Raw genomic sequence first — 16,312 nt, 5'->3', positions numbered from 1 at the left:
TGTTAAAATACTCGAGTTTTCGAGACTAATATATATAAGGAAGAGTGATTTTATGGACGATTTATATACCCTAGGTGTAGATGTAGGATCTACTGCTACTAAAGCAGTTATTTTGAAAAATGGTAAAGATATTGTATCTACAGCTGTAATAGGAGTTGGTGCAGGAACTTCTGGACCAAAGAGAGTAATGGAAGAAGTTTTTAAAGATACAGATTTAACCAGTGACGATATGGGATTTATTATGGCTACAGGCTATGGTAGAAAAACTTTCGAATTAGCTGACTATCAAATGTCAGAATTAACATGTCATGCTAAGGGAGCATATTTTTTATTCCCAAGTGTAAAGACAATTATTGATATCGGTGGTCAAGATTCTAAGGCTCTTTCTATAGGAGATAATGGAATCCTAGATAACTTTGTAATGAATGATAAGTGTGCTGCTGGAACTGGTAAGTTCTTAGATGTTATAGCAGATAGGCTTGAGGTAGATCTTGAAGATTTGGAAAAATTAGATGCTCAGGCAGATCAGGCTGTAGAGATTTCTTCTACATGTACAGTATTTGCAGAATCAGAAGTAATAAGTCAACTTTCTAAAGGAACCAATAAACCCAATATAGTAAAAGGAATTCATAATGCAATAGCAAGCCGTGTAGGCGCTCTTGCGAAAAGAGTTGGCATTAAAGATGATGTAGTATTCACTGGTGGAGTAGCTTTAAATGATGGAATGAAAAGAGCTCTAGAAGAAAATATAGGCCATGAAATAAAAACATCTGAGTACTCCCAAGTAGTAGGAGCTTTAGGTGCTGCTCTCTTAGCTTATCAAAAATTAGAGAATACAAAAAAAAGAGAAATGGCTATGAATGCTAATAAGTAGGAGGTTATAATGGAAACTAAACAAACTACAAAAACTGAAAATACAAAACCGAAAGCAAGTGGAAAACCTCGTCCAATAGATGGTAATCCACCAGCGAAAAAAGTTTTATCTGACTTAGTAGATAATATTTATAATGATGCGTGGGAAGCAAAAGAAAGAGGAGAATTAATTGCATGGACTTCTTCTAAATTCCCAATTGAGATTGCAAAAGCTTTTGGAATCCACTGTGTATATCCTGAAAACCATGCTGCAACAACAGCTGCCAAAAAAGATGGTCTAAGACTTTGTAAAAAAGCCGAAGATATGGGATATGATAACGATATCTGCGGTTATGCTAGAATTTCTTTAGCTTATGCTGCAGGAGAACCTTCAGATTCTAGAAAAATGCCTATGCCAGACTTAGTACTATGCTGTAACAACATTTGTAATATGATGACTAAATGGTATGAAAATATAGCTAGAATCCACGATATTCCAATGGTAATGGTAGATTTTCCATTCCAAAATACAGGGGATGTTTCAGAAGAAAAAATTGACTACATGGTAGGACAATTTGAATATGCTATAGACCAATTAGAAGAAATCACAGGCAAGAAATTTGACCAAGAAAAGTTTGATAAAGCTTGTGATACAGCAAATAGAACTGCAGCTGCTTGGCTTAAAGCATGTAACTACATGGCTTATAAACCATCACCATTAAGTGGATTTGATCTATTTAATCACATGGCTGATATTGTAACAGCAAGAGTTGATGAAAGAGCTGCTAGAGGATTTGAACTATTAGCTGAAGAATATGAACAATCAATTAAAGAAGGTACATCTACATGGACTAAACCAGAAGAACATAGAATTCTATTTGAAGGAATTCCATGTTGGCCAGGATTGCGTAAATTATTTGAACCATTAGAAGAAGCGGGCGTAAACGTAGCTGCAGTAGTATATGCTCCAGCATTTGGATTCCAATATGATGGAATACGTGAAATGGCAGCAGCTTATTCTAAGGCTCCATGTTCTGTATGTATAGAAGATGGAGTTGAATGGAGAGCTAATATGGCTCGTGATAATGGTATAGATGGCGCTTTAGTTAACTACAATAGATCATGCAAACCATGGTCAGGAGCTATGCCAGAAATGGAGAGACAATGGAGAGATTCTCTAGATATTCCAGTAGTAAACTTCGATGGAGATCAAGCGGATTCAAGAAACTTCTCAGAAGAACAATATAAAACACGTGTTCAAGGTCTTATAGAAATCATGAATGAAAGACGTGATGAAAGACTTTCTAAAGGTGAAGACCAATATACTAACCATGACAATACAGAAATCTCTGAATTAGAAAAAAAATTAAACAAGACTTCAGATGATAAGAACAAACAAGCTCAATAATTTCAAAACAGGAGAATAAAATAAAATGGAAATAAATCAACTATTAGAAAAATTTGATCATATTGCTCATAACCAACGTGAGCAAATTGATAATTATCTAGCAGAAGGTAAACAAGTAGTAGGGGTTTTCCCTTACTACGCTCCTGAAGAAATCATTCATGCAGCAGGAGCAGTTCCAATAGGTATTTGGGGTGGAGAAGGATCAATAGATCTTGCTAAGCAATACTTCCCAACATTCTACTACTCTTTAGCCATGAGATGTATGGAAATGGCATTAGACGGTTCTTTAGATGGTTTATCTGCAACAATGGTAACAACTTTAGATGATACACTTAGACCATTATCTCAAAACTATAAAGTTGCTGTAGGAGATAAAATACCAATGGTATTTATTAATCACGGCCAACATAGAAAAGAAAAATTTGGTATTACATACAATGCAAAGATGTTTAGAAGAGCCGCTGATGAACTAAAAGCAGCACTTGGCATTGATGAAATTGATGAGAGCAAATTTAAAGAAACTTTCGAAATTTATAATAAAAATAGAGAACTAAAGAGAGAGTTTACTAAACTTGCAGGAGACCATAGACAAACTATTTCTACTAAAGATAGATCAAATGTTTTAAAGAGTTCATTCTTAATGCTAAAAGAAGAATATAATGAATTATTAGAAGATTTGGTTAATCAATTAAAAAATATGGAAAAAGAAGAATGGGATGGTCCAAGAGTAGTAACAAGTGGTGTGATAACTGATAATGATGGTTTACTAGAGGTTCTTGATGAGTATGAAGTAAACGTTGTAGATGATGACGTAGCAGCTGAGTCAAGAGGTTTTAAAGTAGATGTAGATACAAATATTGAAGACCCATATGTAGCTTTAGCTGATCAATTTGCAAGAATGGATGAAGATCCACTTCTTTATGACCCAGATATAACAAAAAGACCAAAATACGTTTTAAATCAAGCATTAGAAAGAGATGCAGATGCTTGTATACTTTTCATGATGACATTCAATGATACTGAGGAAATGGAATATCCATCACTTAAAAAGGCATATGATAAAGCTGGTATTCCATTAATTAAAATGGGATATGATCAAACAATGTCAGACTTTGCGCAAGTTAGAACTCAATTAGAAACTTTATCTGATTTAGTTGAATTAAACAGATTTTAATAATTAAAAATTCTTAAAAAGAAAATATATAAATTAATAAGTTAAGAGAAGAAACTGACTGCTATGAAATCATAGTAGTCAGTTTTTTAGTATGGTTTTATATATTGATATAATCTTAAAATATATTAAAATATTGATTTTAATGACAGTATTTTTAATAATAAATTATAAAAAATATTCAAAAAACTATGGGAACGTTATCACATATATGATATAATATTCTATGGTAAGGAGGTGAAATATGTATAAAGAAAATCAAGAAATATTGGAAATAATAGACAGATCTATTAAAAAAAGCGAAATCTACATTGGCAAGGGAAAAGTGGCTACTTATATACCAGAACTTGCTAATGTGAACCCAGAAAACTTTGCGCTTTCTATAGTCAGTGTAGATGGAGGGTTATATGAATTTGGTGATACAGATACTGTTTTTTCTATGCAATCAATTTCGAAAGTTATATCCTTGATTATGGCATTAAAAGATAATGATGCAGATACCGTATTTAAAAAAATTGGAACTGAAGCATCTAAGTATAAGTTTAACTCCGTTATACCTATAGATGATAAACCATCAAATCCATTTATTAACGCAGGGGCTATTACAACTTCTTCACTTATAAAAGGCGATGATATCCTTGATAAATTTGATAGAACTATAAATATGGTTAGGAAGTTGGCAAATAGTAATGATATTAGACTCATTGAAGAAGTATATCTTTCAGAAATGCAGACGACAGACATAAATAGAGCTATAGCTTATTATTTAAAGAGCAAAGAAATTTTCACTGATGATGCAGAAAAGATCTTGGATTTATACATAAGAAATTGTTCAATAGGCCTAAATTCTAGTCAGTTAGCACATATTGGTGCAATACTTGCTAATGGAGGAGTAAGTATTGATCAATCAGAGGAAATAATTTCAAAAGAAATTGTAAAAACAGTTATTTCTCAAATGGCTAGCTGTGGAATGTATGAAAAAAGCGGTCAATATTTATTAGAAGTTGGCATACCTTCAAAAAGTGGAGTAAGTGGAGCCATACTTGGAGTTGTTCCTGGAAAATATGGAATATGTGTTTATTCTCCAAGACTTGATGAGAGTGGAAACAGTGTTAGGGGTACGAATCTTTTGAAAATTCTTTCAAATGAATTAGATTTAAATATTTTTTTATAAGGAGCTTTTATGATAAATATATCTCAAACTATTAGCGAAATAGGTAATTTAAAAAGTCAAGGCTTACGTGAAGAAGCCTTTAATATGACTACTGGTTTGTTCAGTGATACCATATATACATATATATTAATTCCCTTGCTACTTGCAATTGGTATATATTATACAGTTAAGATTAGAGCAGGTCAGATTACTAATATTGGCCATGCTAATAAACTTATAACTGCACCTGCTAAGAATAAAGATTCTATATCGCCATTTAAGGCTTTTACAATTTCGGCAGCAAGTCATATTGGTACTGGAAATATTGTTGGTGTTGCAGCTGCTATATCCACTGGAGGTCCTGGAGCAGTTTTTTGGATGTGGATTACAGCTTTAATTGGAGGTGCTTCATCTTTTGTAGAAAATACTTTAGGTCAAGTTTTTAAAGAAAAAAATCCTGATGGAACTTTTAAGGGTGGTCCTGCGTATTATATAAGAAAAGCATTAAATAAGCCTAAACTTGCAATTGTGTTTTCAGTTGTAATATCTATAGTCTATGGTATAAATTTCAATGCTATGCAAGCAAATACTATTGCAGCTGGATTTAATTCTTCATTCGGTGTAAATAAGAAAATTATTGCATTAATTCTTATAATTCTTGCTGGAATAATTATTTTTGGTGGCTTACAAAGAATAGCGGATGTAACAAGCTTAATTGTACCAGTTATGGCTATTGCCTATATACTTGTTGTTTTATTTATTATTATTAAAAATATTAAGTTAGTTCCTCATATGTTTGGTGTAATATTTGAAAGTGCTTTTAATCTAAAGGCAGGTTTTGGAGGACTTTTCGGAACAGCTATACTAAATGGTATAAGACGTGGTTTATTTTCAAATGAAGCTGGTATGGGTGCCGTTCCAAATGCTTCTGCAGTAGCAGATGTATCTCACCCAGCAAAACAGGGTCTTATTCAAGCACTAGGTGTATATCTTGATACTATCTTAGTATGCTCTGCTACAGCTTTTGTAGTCATATTAGGTGGTGAAGGAATTTATAATTCTAGTCTTCAAGGACTAGAAATAACTCAAGCAGCACTAGCTAATGAAGTGGGTAACTGGGCAAATTATTTCTTATCATTTTGTATACTAATGTTTGCTTTTTCCTCTATAATAGGTAATTACTATTATGGTGAAAACAATGTACTAAACTTAAATTTGGGTAGAAATGCACTAAGGATTTATAGAATTTTAGTTTTAATAGCTATAATTTTAGGTTGTGTAGGAGATTTTTCTGTAGTATGGAATTTAGGAGATGTTTTCATGGGAATTATGGCGGTAATAAATCTTATAGTTCTTATATTCCTAGGTAAAATATCAGTATCTGTATATGATGATTATATGAAACAGTTGAATGAAGGTAAGGATCCAGTCTTTAATCCAAAAAATATAAGAGAACTTGATCCATATATAAATGAAGTTACTGCCTGGGATGAGTAAGGTAAATGTAATGAAATTTTTAAGATTAAGCTTAATGTAGATTATACCTTCATGTATAAATTTTATAACAAAGAAAATAAAAAGCTAAAAAACTATCAGAATTTATCTGATAGTTTTTTAGCTTAAAATCATAATTAATTTATTATAAACTTTGAATAACTAAAGAAAGATTCTTTAAGGTGTTGCTCGAGATTTAAAATAAATTATAATATATGTAAATAGGCCAAAAGGCCTATACATTCCAATTATTAAAATTGTAGTGTTAACGATAATTGTCATGCAATATAATTATACTTTTGATTTTATTTTTCACAAAGAAAAGTGAATTACTTGGATGCAATGGGTAAATAATTTAACAAGTTATTAAGGAGGTAGTATGGAAGTTATCTTTTATAGGCTTATACAAAAATATATACATATTTTAAATTCAATTAAGCTTATAGATCTTTAATAAAATAAATATAAGGATAGTTAAATAAGAAATAAATATAAGGATAGTTAAATAAGAAGAGTGTAAATTTAGTAAAGGACTACATTAATGGAGCAAAATAATAAAAGAAATAAAACTAACAAAAAAAGATGGATAGCAGTTGGACTTGCAGTATTGGTATTTCTCATATCATTATTTTCACAAAATAAAGTTGAGGAAGAAAAAGAAGACTTAAGAAACCAAGCTCTTACAAGATTGGGAATGTCAGAAGAAAATACCTTATATGGAACAAATCCATTGCAAAAAATACTTGTTGTAAATGTAGATGGTATGATAGCGTCTGACGATTCAAATGATTTTGTTGTAGATGAGCTAAATAAGGCTGCAACAGATGATACAATTTCCGGTGTGATTCTTCATGTAAACTCACCAGGAGGATCTGTATATGCTAGCGAACGTATAGCAAACAAAGTTAAAAAAATACAAGAAAATAATAAACCTGTTTACTCAGTAATGCAAGAACTTGCAGCTAGTGGTGGTTATTATATCTCTGCTCCATGCGATAAAATATATGCTTCTAATGAAACTTGGACTGGATCTATAGGAGTTATAATGCAATCTTACTCATTAGAGGGACTTTTTGATAAATATGGTATAAAAGAACAAAATATAACTACAGGAAAAATGAAAGACGCTGGTTCACCAGGAAGCGACATGGACAAGGAAGAAAAAGAGTATTTCCAAGGACTAGTAGACTCTGCTTTTTCTAGATTTGTAAAAATAGTAGCAGATGGAAGAGGAATGAGCGAAGCTGAAGTTAAAAAGCTTGCTGATGGTAGAGTTTATGATGGAAGCCAAGCTAAAGAAAATGGGTTAATAGATAATATAGGTGATCTAGAAGCAGCAGCTAATGATATGGCAGAGACAAATAATCTTGACGATCCAATGGTTGTAGAAAAAGATGATATAATGTCCAGTTTTTCTAAATATTTGCCAGGATTTAAGACAAGTGTAGATAATCCTAAATCAGATTTGGAAATGCTAGATAAATTTATGAAAGAAAATAACAACCTTCCAATGTATCTATATGGAGGAAGCAATGAGTGAAGCTATATCAATAAATAAATATAAAGATAGTCCGAAATTCATATATGCGGGATTTTTTACCAGATTAGTAGCTTTTGCTATAGATATGCTCATAATTAGTTCTGTAGAAAGTATTTTTCGAAATACTATGTCTTTTGATATGGAACTAGAGAGTGGAATAAATGGACCTAATATCTTACACTGGGTACTAATTTTGGCCTACTTCACCCTATTAACTTATTTTAATAATGGGCAGACTTTGGGGAAGATGATTATGAATATTAGAGTGGTTAGCCTCGATGGAGAAAGACCATCACTATCTCAGATTGTTTCACGTGAAACTTTTGGCAGATATGTACAAAATAAATTTGTAATTCTTTATATAATTATAGGATTTTCACCTATGAAACAATCTCTAATGGATATGTTATGTGATACGGCTGTCATTAAGAATGATGAGTACGAATATTTTAGTGATAATTTATAAATATATATAAATATAGCTAAAAGTAAAATTTTAAGAGTTAATTTTAATTCGGGCTTGAAAACAAGCCTTTGTTTAAAATTTAATTAAGATGATTATCAATTACTATATATGGTATAATATTATCATCAAATAAGAAATAAGCACTAGATATAGTGTTTATTTTTTATGCACAGAATCGGGGAAAATTATGGAAATTATAAAAAGAGATGGGACGAGAGTTACTTTTGAAAAAGAAAAAATTGAACTTGCGATAGCTAAATCTTTTGCATCAGTAGATAGTGTTGTAACAGATGAGAAATTATCAGAAATGTCAGATAAAATTGTAGCTACTATTAAGGAAAAGTACCCAAAAGATCACGTGGTCTCAGTTGAAGAAGTACAAGATTTAGTAGAGTTAACTTTAATAGACGAAAATTATTATAGAGAAGTAAAATCCTTTATCCTTTATCGCGCAAAGCATAATATGGATAGGAAAGTAATGAATGACTTTGAAAATTATATTACAGATAAAGATATACTAGAGATTATAGAGAGCGTTCAAGAAGAGTTTGATAATCAAAGATATCCGATAGAATCCTTATATTTAAAATTCGAATCATTTACAAAGGCAAATATGACAGAGGAAGATCTCTTAAAGGCACTTACTCGTGCAGCAAGTGAGCTTACAAGTAAGGAAACACCTGATTGGGAAATTATTGCAGCGAGATTTTTGATGTATGAAATAGATCATGAAATAAAAAGAAATGAGGAAAGATTTGATATAGTAGATTTCAAATCAAAAATTGACTATCTAACATCTGCTGGCTTATATGGTGAATATATCAAGAAAAACTACTCATCAGAAGATTTTGATGAGCTAGGAGCTTATCTTAATAAAGAACGCGATAATCTCTTTACCTATTCTGGTCTTGATTTAGTTAAAAAACGCTATCTAATAAAGACTTTTACAGGAGATATTATAGAAAGCGTGCAAGAGATGTTTATGGGTATAGCTATGCACTTGGCCATTCCAGAAGATGATAGTGTTGCCTTTGCCAAAAGACTTTATGATGTGCTTTCAAATCTAAAGGCTACCATGGCTACACCAACCATGACTAATGCTCGTAAGCCATTTAACCAATTGTCATCATGCTTTATAGATACAGTGCCAGATACACTTAAGGGGATCTATAGATCTATTACAAACTTTGCAGAAGTTTCAAAACACGGCGGTGGCATGGGATTATACTTTGGAAAGGTACGTGCTAATGGTTCTGATATTCGTGGATTCGAAGGAGTAGCAGGTGGAGTCATTCGTTGGATAAGACTTGCAAATGATACAGCTGTTGCAGTTGACCAACTTGGAGTTCGCCAAGGAGCGGTAGCATGCTATCTAGATATTTGGCATAAGGACATGCCAGAGTTTTTAGGCCTCAAGACCAATAATGGTGATGATAGGATGAAGGCTCACGATATCTTCCCAGGAGTTTGTGTGCCAGATTACTTCTGGAAGCTTACTCGTGATGATATAAATGCAACTTGGCATATGTTTGATCCACATGAAGTTGAGAAGAAATACGGTAAGGCCCTAGAAGATACCTATGGAGATGAATGGAAAGAGTTTTATCTAAAACTTGTAGAAGATAAAGATATCTCAAGACGAACAATGTCTGTAAAGGAAATGGTAAGACTATTAATAAAATCTTGGACAGAAACAGGAACACCGTTTGTCTTTAATAGAGATGCAGTAAATGAGATGAATCCAAACAAACACAAAGGCATGATTTACTCATCAAACTTGTGTACGGAGATAGCTCAAAATATGAGTGCATCAGAGACAGTATCTACAGAAATATTAGATAAGAATGGGGATACAATTATAGTTAATAAGACAAAGCCGGGTGACTTTGTAGAATGTAACCTAGCAAGTTTAACTCTTGGAACTATTGATGTGAATAATCAAGAGGAACTAGAAGAAACAGTAAGAACAGTGGTAAGAGCCTTAGATAATGTAATAGACTTAAATTACTATCCAACTCCATATGCAGAAGTAACCAACAAAAAATATAGGGCCATAGGACTTGGAACAAGTGGCTACCACCATATGTTAGTTAAAAATGATATTAAATGGTCCAACAGCCAAGCCCACGCAGAATTTGTAGATAGGGTATATGAAGATATAAACTACTATGCTATCAAAGAATCCATGGAAATAGCTAGAGAAAAGGGATCGTATAAGGAATTTGAAGGCAGTGATTGGGAAAATGGTCAATACTTTAAGCTAAGAAATTACAATAGCCCAAGATGGGAGCAACTAGCTGATGATGTTAGAGAAAGTGGTCTTAGAAATGGATATCTCATGGCTATAGCTCCAACAGGTTCAACATCTATTATCTCGGGAACATCTGCAGGGGTAGATCCAATCATGAGTCGCTATTTCTTAGAAGAAAAGAAAGGTGCCATAGTGCCAAGAGTAGCACCAGGACTTACAACAAAAACTTTTTGGTTATACGAAAATGCTCATGATATCAATCAAGAAATATCAATGGAAATGGCAGGAGTAAGGCAGCGACATATAGATCAGGCTCAGTCAGTAAATATTTATATCACTAACGAATATACTATGCGCCAAATATTAAATGTATATATAAAAGCATGGGAATCCGGAGTAAAGAGTATTTACTATGTAAGAGGTAAGAGTTTAGAAGTAGAAGATTGCGACTCTTGTGCAAGCTAAGTTTTAATAAACTTAAACTCACCGATAAGTAGTAAGAAAAATTTGTTGGTGAGTTTTTTATAATAGTGATCATAATAAGTATATAAAACTTATAGAATATTTAAATAAGATTAGCTAAATTTCAATGGGTTATAGCTCTTGAATATAGCTGATTTTTATTGCTTTTTTTTATATTCAATATAAGCTAAGATTAGCATAATTATAGCAAAGATTATCATAAAGTATCTATCTAGGTTCCATTTAATACTCCTTAAAATTAAGTCTTATAAAATATATTTATATTTTTTATTAAATAATATGTGCTAATTCTAATAACAGTAAAAAATCCATATTTTATCATACTTACAGTATTTCTTTTCAAATATTATAATAAAATAACTTTATAAATTGATTTAAAGTAGTAGATTTCATATTTTTACAAATAAAAAAATAAAAAAGATATTGAACATCGTTCATAATGGGTGTATGATATACACGTGACAACAAATGAACGATGTTCAGTTATAGAAAGGAGGAGCGATGGTTACTCAGTATGCAAGTGGGAAAAAAGCTGAAATAATGGAATCAGCACTTAGGGTATTTAAGCAAAAAGGCCTAGAAAAGACATCTGTTAGAGACATTATGAAAGATGCTGGATATGGTCTTGGAACTTTTTATCTATATTATGATGATAAGAAGGACCTTAAGGAACAAATAGTTCTGGATAAGTCTATGGATATAATTATAAATGCAGAAGAGCATTGCACTGGTACTGATCCAGTCGAAAGGTATATATCTTTTGTTAATTACATAATTGACTATCTTATAGCTAATCCATTTGAATTAGAACTTTTAAGAGATAATATTACTTGGGCATTATACACAGAAATTGAAAATGATAAAAGACTAATAGAAGCTGACTCAACTTTAAAGTTTATTTTAAATAAGTATGAGAATTTGTTTTCCAAGACATATTCAGAGTCTCAGCAGCTTTACATCCTTTCGTTGACTCTTGAGATTATGATGTCTACTTGTAAAAGTGCATTGATGGAAGAGTCAATTCTATCAATTGATGAAATGAAGCCAGTTTTATTTGCTGTTATCAGAAAAATGTTTAATAGAACAGGAGAGAACTAAATGAAAAGAATCGCAAAATTTATTTCATACCATCCTAAACTTGTATTATTAATAACTACTTTGCTATTAATACCATCCTGGATAGGATACCAACATACAGGTGTGAATTATGATATCTTATCATACCTACCGGCTGACTTGGAGTCTACACAAGGTCAAGATATTCTTGATAAAGATTTTAAGAATGCTGCAACGGGTATGCTTATTCTAGAGGGTAGCGACCATGATGCAGAGGTTCTTAAAAAGCAAATTTTAGAAGTAGATGGTGTGGAAGATGTTATATCTAAATCTTCTATTGTAGGAGATACTGTACCAAATGAATTTTTGCCAGATGAGTTAAGGGATGCTTTCTATGCAGATGGCAGTACTCTTTTAATGGTTAAGTTTGGAGAGTCATCATCTTCTTTTAAGACGATGGGAGCTATAGATCAGATAAAGGCTATAGAGTCTAAGCAAAAATACCTAAGTGGTATTTCTTCATTAGTTAAAGATACCAAGGACTTAATAGACCATGAAACACCAATTTATGTAGCTCTTGCAGTAGTACTTGCTCTTATAGTATTAAGTTTAGCTAATGAATCTACAATAATACCATTCTTATTTATGTTAAATATAGGATATGCTATTCTATATAACTTTGGTACAAATATCTTCTTAGGAGAGATTTCTTATATTACCAAGGCTATAGCGGCTGTACTACAATTAGCAGTAACAACTGACTATTCTATATTCCTATATCATAGGTATGTTGAAAAGAAGAAAAAGACAGAATCAAGCAATGAAGCTATGGCTAAAGCTATTCAAAGTACTGTGTCATCAATTTTTGCATCATCGCTTACTACATTTGCTGGATTTTTAGTTTTACTTTTGATGAAACTAGGGCTTGGTAAGGATATAGGACTTGTAATGAGTAAAGGTGTGCTTTTAGGACTTATATCTACAGTAGTAGTATTACCTCCAATGCTTTTGCTTACTGAAAAATGGGTTAATAGATTTAATCATAGGATTTTATTACCTTCTTTTGAAAAAACAGCAGACTTTACTATAAAGAATAGAAAACCATTATTTATTGTATTTTTACTATTATTTATTCCAGCAATCTATGGATCAAACAATTCAGATCTATACTACAACCTAGATAGATCATTACCACAGGATTTGGATTCTATAGTAGCTTTAAATAAGATGAAAAAAGATTACAATATGGCATCAACCCACTTTATAGTTGTAAGAGACGACTTAAGTAATCAAAGTGTTAACAACATGATTGATGAAATAAAAGATGTAGATGGAGTTAATAACGTTTTAAGCTTAAATTCAGTAACTGGCCTTACATTACCAAGTAATGTTTTACCAGATAAATTAAAGGATAACTTTAATAAGAACGGTTATCAAATGATAATGTTAAACTCTGAATATCAAACTGCATCGGATGAAGTTAACAAACAAATTGATGATATTGATAAGATAGTTAAAAAGCATGACCCAGATGGTAAGCTGACTGGTGAAGCAGTTCTTACTAAAGACCTTACGATTTTATCTGATAGGGACTTTAAGATGGTTAATATAGTGTCAATAATTGTAGTATTTTTAATAATTGCTATCGTCTTTAAGTCATTTGCTATACCGGTTGTATTAATTGCGGCTATTGAGCTTGCTATATTTATTAATATGGGTATTCCATTCTATACTGGAAAAACAATACCGTTTATAACATCAATTATTATCGGTGTAGTTCAATTAGGTTCTACTATAGATTACTCAATACTAATGATGGATAGATTCTTGTTTGAGTATAAGAAAACTAATGATGTAGATAAGGCGCTTGATTTGTCGGTTAGAGAAACTTCAAAATCAATAGTGACATCTGCCCTTTCATTTTTTGCAGCAACTATTGGTGTAGGTATTTATTCAAAGATGGAGATTGTATCAACTATATGCATATTCTTGGCAAGAGGAGCTATAATATCAATGCTTGTAATTATTCTCTTCCTACCAGCATTAATAAGTATAACATTCCCATTCATTAAGAAGACAACAAAAGGATTAAATTAGGAGGAAATTAATGAAAAAGAATTTTGTAAAAGTCCTTGCAGCAGTTACAGTAAGTTCTGTTTTAGGTACAAATCTTGCCTATGCTGATTCAGAACCTTTAGCTCGTAAAAGTGAAACAATATATGTTACGCAGGATTCTGGAAAAGTAAAGGATAAAACTGTTTCTGTTTGGATTAATGGCGATAAAAATGTAAAGATCAAAGATAAGTCTGACTTAGAAAATATCAAGAATCTTGAAACAGATGAAAAAATTGAAACAAAAGATGGATATATCAACTGGAATTCAGATGATAAGGATGTTTACTATCAAGGAAGCACAGATAAAGAACTTCCAGTAGATGTAAGTGTAAAATACTTTCTTGATGGTAAAGAAGTTAAATTTGAAGATCTTAAAGGTAAATCTGGACATCTTAAAGTAGTTACTGAAGCAGTAAATAACACTGAAGAAACTGCAAAAGTTGATGGTAAAGATAGAAAAGTATTTTCACCTTATGTAGTAGTTACAGAAATTACCTTTGATGATGATCAAGTATCAAATATTGACGCTGGTGATGGTAAAGTTGTAAAAGATGGTAAAAATCAAATAGTAAGTGGAGTTCTTACACCAGGTCTTAGAGAAAACTTTGATGGAATATTAGGTAATGATAAGCTAGATAAGTTTAAAGATAAAATGGAAATTGAAATGGATGTTAAAGACTATGAACCAACAGAAGTTTATACAGTTATAACAAATGAACTTTTTCAAGAAGATACTAGTCTTTCATCTCTAGATGATTTAAGCGATGGTGTTGATCAACTTACTTCTAATGCAGATAAGTTAGTGGATGCTTCAAGCCAATTAAAAGAAGGTAGTCAAAGCTTAAATCAAGGTATAGGTAAACTATCTAATGGTACTGAAAGATTAGCTGATGGATCAGCTCAGCTTCAAAATGGATTTAATCAACTATCAAGTGCCTTTAGCACACTTCCAGGAAAGATTAAACCAATACAATCAGCTGTAAGCCAATTAAATACTGGTAGTTCTAAGCTAAATAATGGAGTTAACCAATATACACAAGGTGTTAGCAAAATCAATTCAAATATGACTAAATTAAATAAAGGTGCACAAGAACTTCAAAATGGAGCTAGTGAACTAGATGATGGTATAGCTCAATTAAACAAGGCAACAGGTACGCTTAGATCAAAAACCTCATCAATTTCAGGCGATCAGGATATGAGTAAGCTTACAGATTCTTTAGCTAGTCTAAAATCTGGCATTGATAAATTTGGTCAAAGTATAGATCCTATGGCAACAAGCGTCGGAGAGCTTAATGCTGGTTTAAATAAACTTGAAGAATCATCAAAGACACTTAACCAAGGTATTGATAAATTAAACCAAACAGCACAAAATGCACCAAGCGTTGGAGCAAGTGTAGAAGACATAACAGCAAAAGCAACTGCCCTTGAAGGATTAGCAGCAAGCATTGAAAGCAAGGATAGTGAAGGAGTATACGCTGATGAAGTATACACTATAAGACAACTTGAACAAGGTTTATATGCTCAAGCAGAGAATCTAAAGGCAAATGCCCAAGTAACAGGAGCTTTAGCTAGTAGTCTTAGCGAATTATCTGCTGGATCAGGTCAATTATCAGCAGGTATTGCAAAAGCAAGCCAAGGTACAGGAGAGCTTAGCACAAAATTAAACGAATCAAAAGGACAATTAAGCAAAGCATCTCAAGGCTTATCAAAAGGTATAGCACAAATTGATGAAGGATTCTCAAAGAGTGATATAGGAAAACTTCAAAAATCAATAGTAATGCTAGATGAAGCAACTGGTAAAATTAAAGCGGGTTCAAGCAAGCTTAAAGCTGGTACAATTCAAAATCAAGAAGGTGTAGAAAAACTTACAGGAGCAATGAATCAATTAGATTCTAAATCAGCTGAGTTAAGAAGTGGTTCAGAAAAACTTTCTGGTGGTTTATCTCAATTTGAAGAAAGATCAAAAGCTTTATCTGCCTTAGCTAATATTAATGAAACAGCTATAAATCCAATGTCAAAAGGCATTAATGACTTAAATAATGGAGTGCTTGAACTTAGAAACGGAGCTCTTCAATTAAAAGAAGGATCTGATACTTATGTTTCAAAATATGGTGAATTTGATGAAGGTCTTAGAAGATATAAGGCAGAAGGTATAGATAAGCTTACAGAAAAAACTGGAGATCTAACAGAAGTAAAAGATATCCTAGATCAAATGTCAAAAATGGCAAAAGAAAATAATTCAATAAGTGGAAGCACAGATGATTTTGAAACAAGATCTAGAATAATCGAAAAAATTAAATAATAAACTTTTTAGATATAGGCA

Annotated in this window: 11 protein-coding genes; all 11 read left to right on the top strand. The window is 32.0% G+C overall.

Annotation, left to right across the window (positions count from 1 at the left end; all coding sequences use genetic code 11):
- Window positions 1-52 precede the first annotated feature (52 nt).
- Entirely contained in the window at window positions 53-874 is an 822-nt protein-coding gene (locus tag J2Z39_RS01985) for an acyl-CoA dehydratase activase (RefSeq protein WP_209813522.1), read from the top strand.
- Window positions 875-883: 9 nt separating this feature from the next.
- Window positions 884-2,260 carry a 2-hydroxyacyl-CoA dehydratase subunit D gene (locus tag J2Z39_RS01980; RefSeq protein ID WP_117520500.1) on the top strand — a complete coding sequence of 459 codons (1,377 nt, stop codon included), beginning with the start codon at window positions 884-886 and terminating at the stop codon, window positions 2,258-2,260.
- A gap of 25 nt (window positions 2,261-2,285) precedes the next feature.
- Complete coding sequence (locus J2Z39_RS01975) at window positions 2,286-3,434, top strand: 2-hydroxyacyl-CoA dehydratase subunit D (RefSeq protein WP_209813520.1); 1,149 nt, start codon at window positions 2,286-2,288, stop codon at window positions 3,432-3,434.
- A 241-nt stretch (window positions 3,435-3,675) separates the two neighbouring features.
- A complete protein-coding gene (gene glsA / locus J2Z39_RS01970; protein WP_209813518.1) occupies window positions 3,676-4,605 on the top strand; it encodes a glutaminase A in 930 nt (309 codons plus the stop codon).
- A gap of 9 nt (window positions 4,606-4,614) precedes the next feature.
- A complete protein-coding gene (locus tag J2Z39_RS01965) occupies window positions 4,615-6,081 on the top strand; it encodes an alanine/glycine:cation symporter family protein (protein WP_209813516.1) in 1,467 nt (488 codons plus the stop codon).
- Between the two features lie 538 nt (window positions 6,082-6,619).
- Entirely contained in the window at window positions 6,620-7,618 is a 999-nt protein-coding gene (gene sppA, locus J2Z39_RS01960; RefSeq protein WP_117520492.1) for a signal peptide peptidase SppA, read from the top strand.
- A complete protein-coding gene (locus J2Z39_RS01955; RefSeq protein ID WP_209813514.1) occupies window positions 7,611-8,084 on the top strand; it encodes an RDD family protein in 474 nt (157 codons plus the stop codon). The genes sppA and J2Z39_RS01955 overlap by 8 nt, the downstream gene beginning before the upstream one ends.
- Window positions 8,085-8,271: 187 nt before the next feature.
- Window positions 8,272-10,800 (top strand): ribonucleoside-diphosphate reductase subunit alpha, encoded by a 2,529-nt coding sequence (locus J2Z39_RS01950; RefSeq protein ID WP_209813512.1) that lies wholly within the window; start codon window positions 8,272-8,274, stop codon window positions 10,798-10,800.
- Between the two features lie 519 nt (window positions 10,801-11,319).
- On the top strand, window positions 11,320-11,916 hold the full coding sequence (locus J2Z39_RS01945; protein ID WP_117520486.1) for a TetR/AcrR family transcriptional regulator: 597 nt from the start codon (window positions 11,320-11,322) through the stop codon (window positions 11,914-11,916).
- Entirely contained in the window at window positions 11,917-13,971 is a 2,055-nt protein-coding gene (locus J2Z39_RS01940) for an efflux RND transporter permease subunit (RefSeq protein ID WP_117520484.1), read from the top strand.
- Between the two features lie 10 nt (window positions 13,972-13,981).
- The gene (locus J2Z39_RS01935; protein WP_117520482.1) at window positions 13,982-16,291 is read left to right on the top strand and encodes a methyl-accepting chemotaxis protein; all 2,310 of its coding nucleotides are present in this window, start codon (window positions 13,982-13,984) and stop codon (window positions 16,289-16,291) included.
- Window positions 16,292-16,312 lie beyond the last annotated feature (21 nt).

The sequence above is a fragment of the Anaerococcus nagyae genome (assembly GCF_017874535.1).
GTDB lineage: Bacteria > Bacillota > Clostridia > Tissierellales > Peptoniphilaceae > Anaerococcus > Anaerococcus nagyae.
Note: the sequence above shows the minus strand (reverse complement) of the source record. Positions and strands in the feature narration are given on the sequence as shown.

Excerpts from the sequence above, each read along its gene's own strand:
- J2Z39_RS01965 (WP_209813516.1), top strand. The coding sequence starts at position 4,615 with ATGATAAATATATCTCAAACTATTAGCGAAATAGGTAATTTAAAAAGT.
- glsA (WP_209813518.1), top strand. The coding sequence starts at position 3,676 with ATGTATAAAGAAAATCAAGAAATATTGGAAATAATAGACAGATCTATT.
- J2Z39_RS01940 (WP_117520484.1), top strand. The coding sequence starts at position 11,917 with ATGAAAAGAATCGCAAAATTTATTTCATACCATCCTAAACTTGTATTA.
- J2Z39_RS01985 (WP_209813522.1), top strand. The coding sequence starts at position 53 with ATGGACGATTTATATACCCTAGGTGTAGATGTAGGATCTACTGCTACT.
- J2Z39_RS01975 (WP_209813520.1), top strand. The coding sequence starts at position 2,286 with ATGGAAATAAATCAACTATTAGAAAAATTTGATCATATTGCTCATAAC.
- sppA (WP_117520492.1), top strand. The coding sequence starts at position 6,620 with ATGGAGCAAAATAATAAAAGAAATAAAACTAACAAAAAAAGATGGATA.
- J2Z39_RS01980 (WP_117520500.1), top strand. The coding sequence starts at position 884 with ATGGAAACTAAACAAACTACAAAAACTGAAAATACAAAACCGAAAGCA.
- J2Z39_RS01935 (WP_117520482.1), top strand. The coding sequence starts at position 13,982 with ATGAAAAAGAATTTTGTAAAAGTCCTTGCAGCAGTTACAGTAAGTTCT.
- J2Z39_RS01945 (WP_117520486.1), top strand. The coding sequence starts at position 11,320 with ATGGTTACTCAGTATGCAAGTGGGAAAAAAGCTGAAATAATGGAATCA.
- J2Z39_RS01955 (WP_209813514.1), top strand. The coding sequence starts at position 7,611 with ATGAGTGAAGCTATATCAATAAATAAATATAAAGATAGTCCGAAATTC.
- J2Z39_RS01950 (WP_209813512.1), top strand. The coding sequence starts at position 8,272 with ATGGAAATTATAAAAAGAGATGGGACGAGAGTTACTTTTGAAAAAGAA.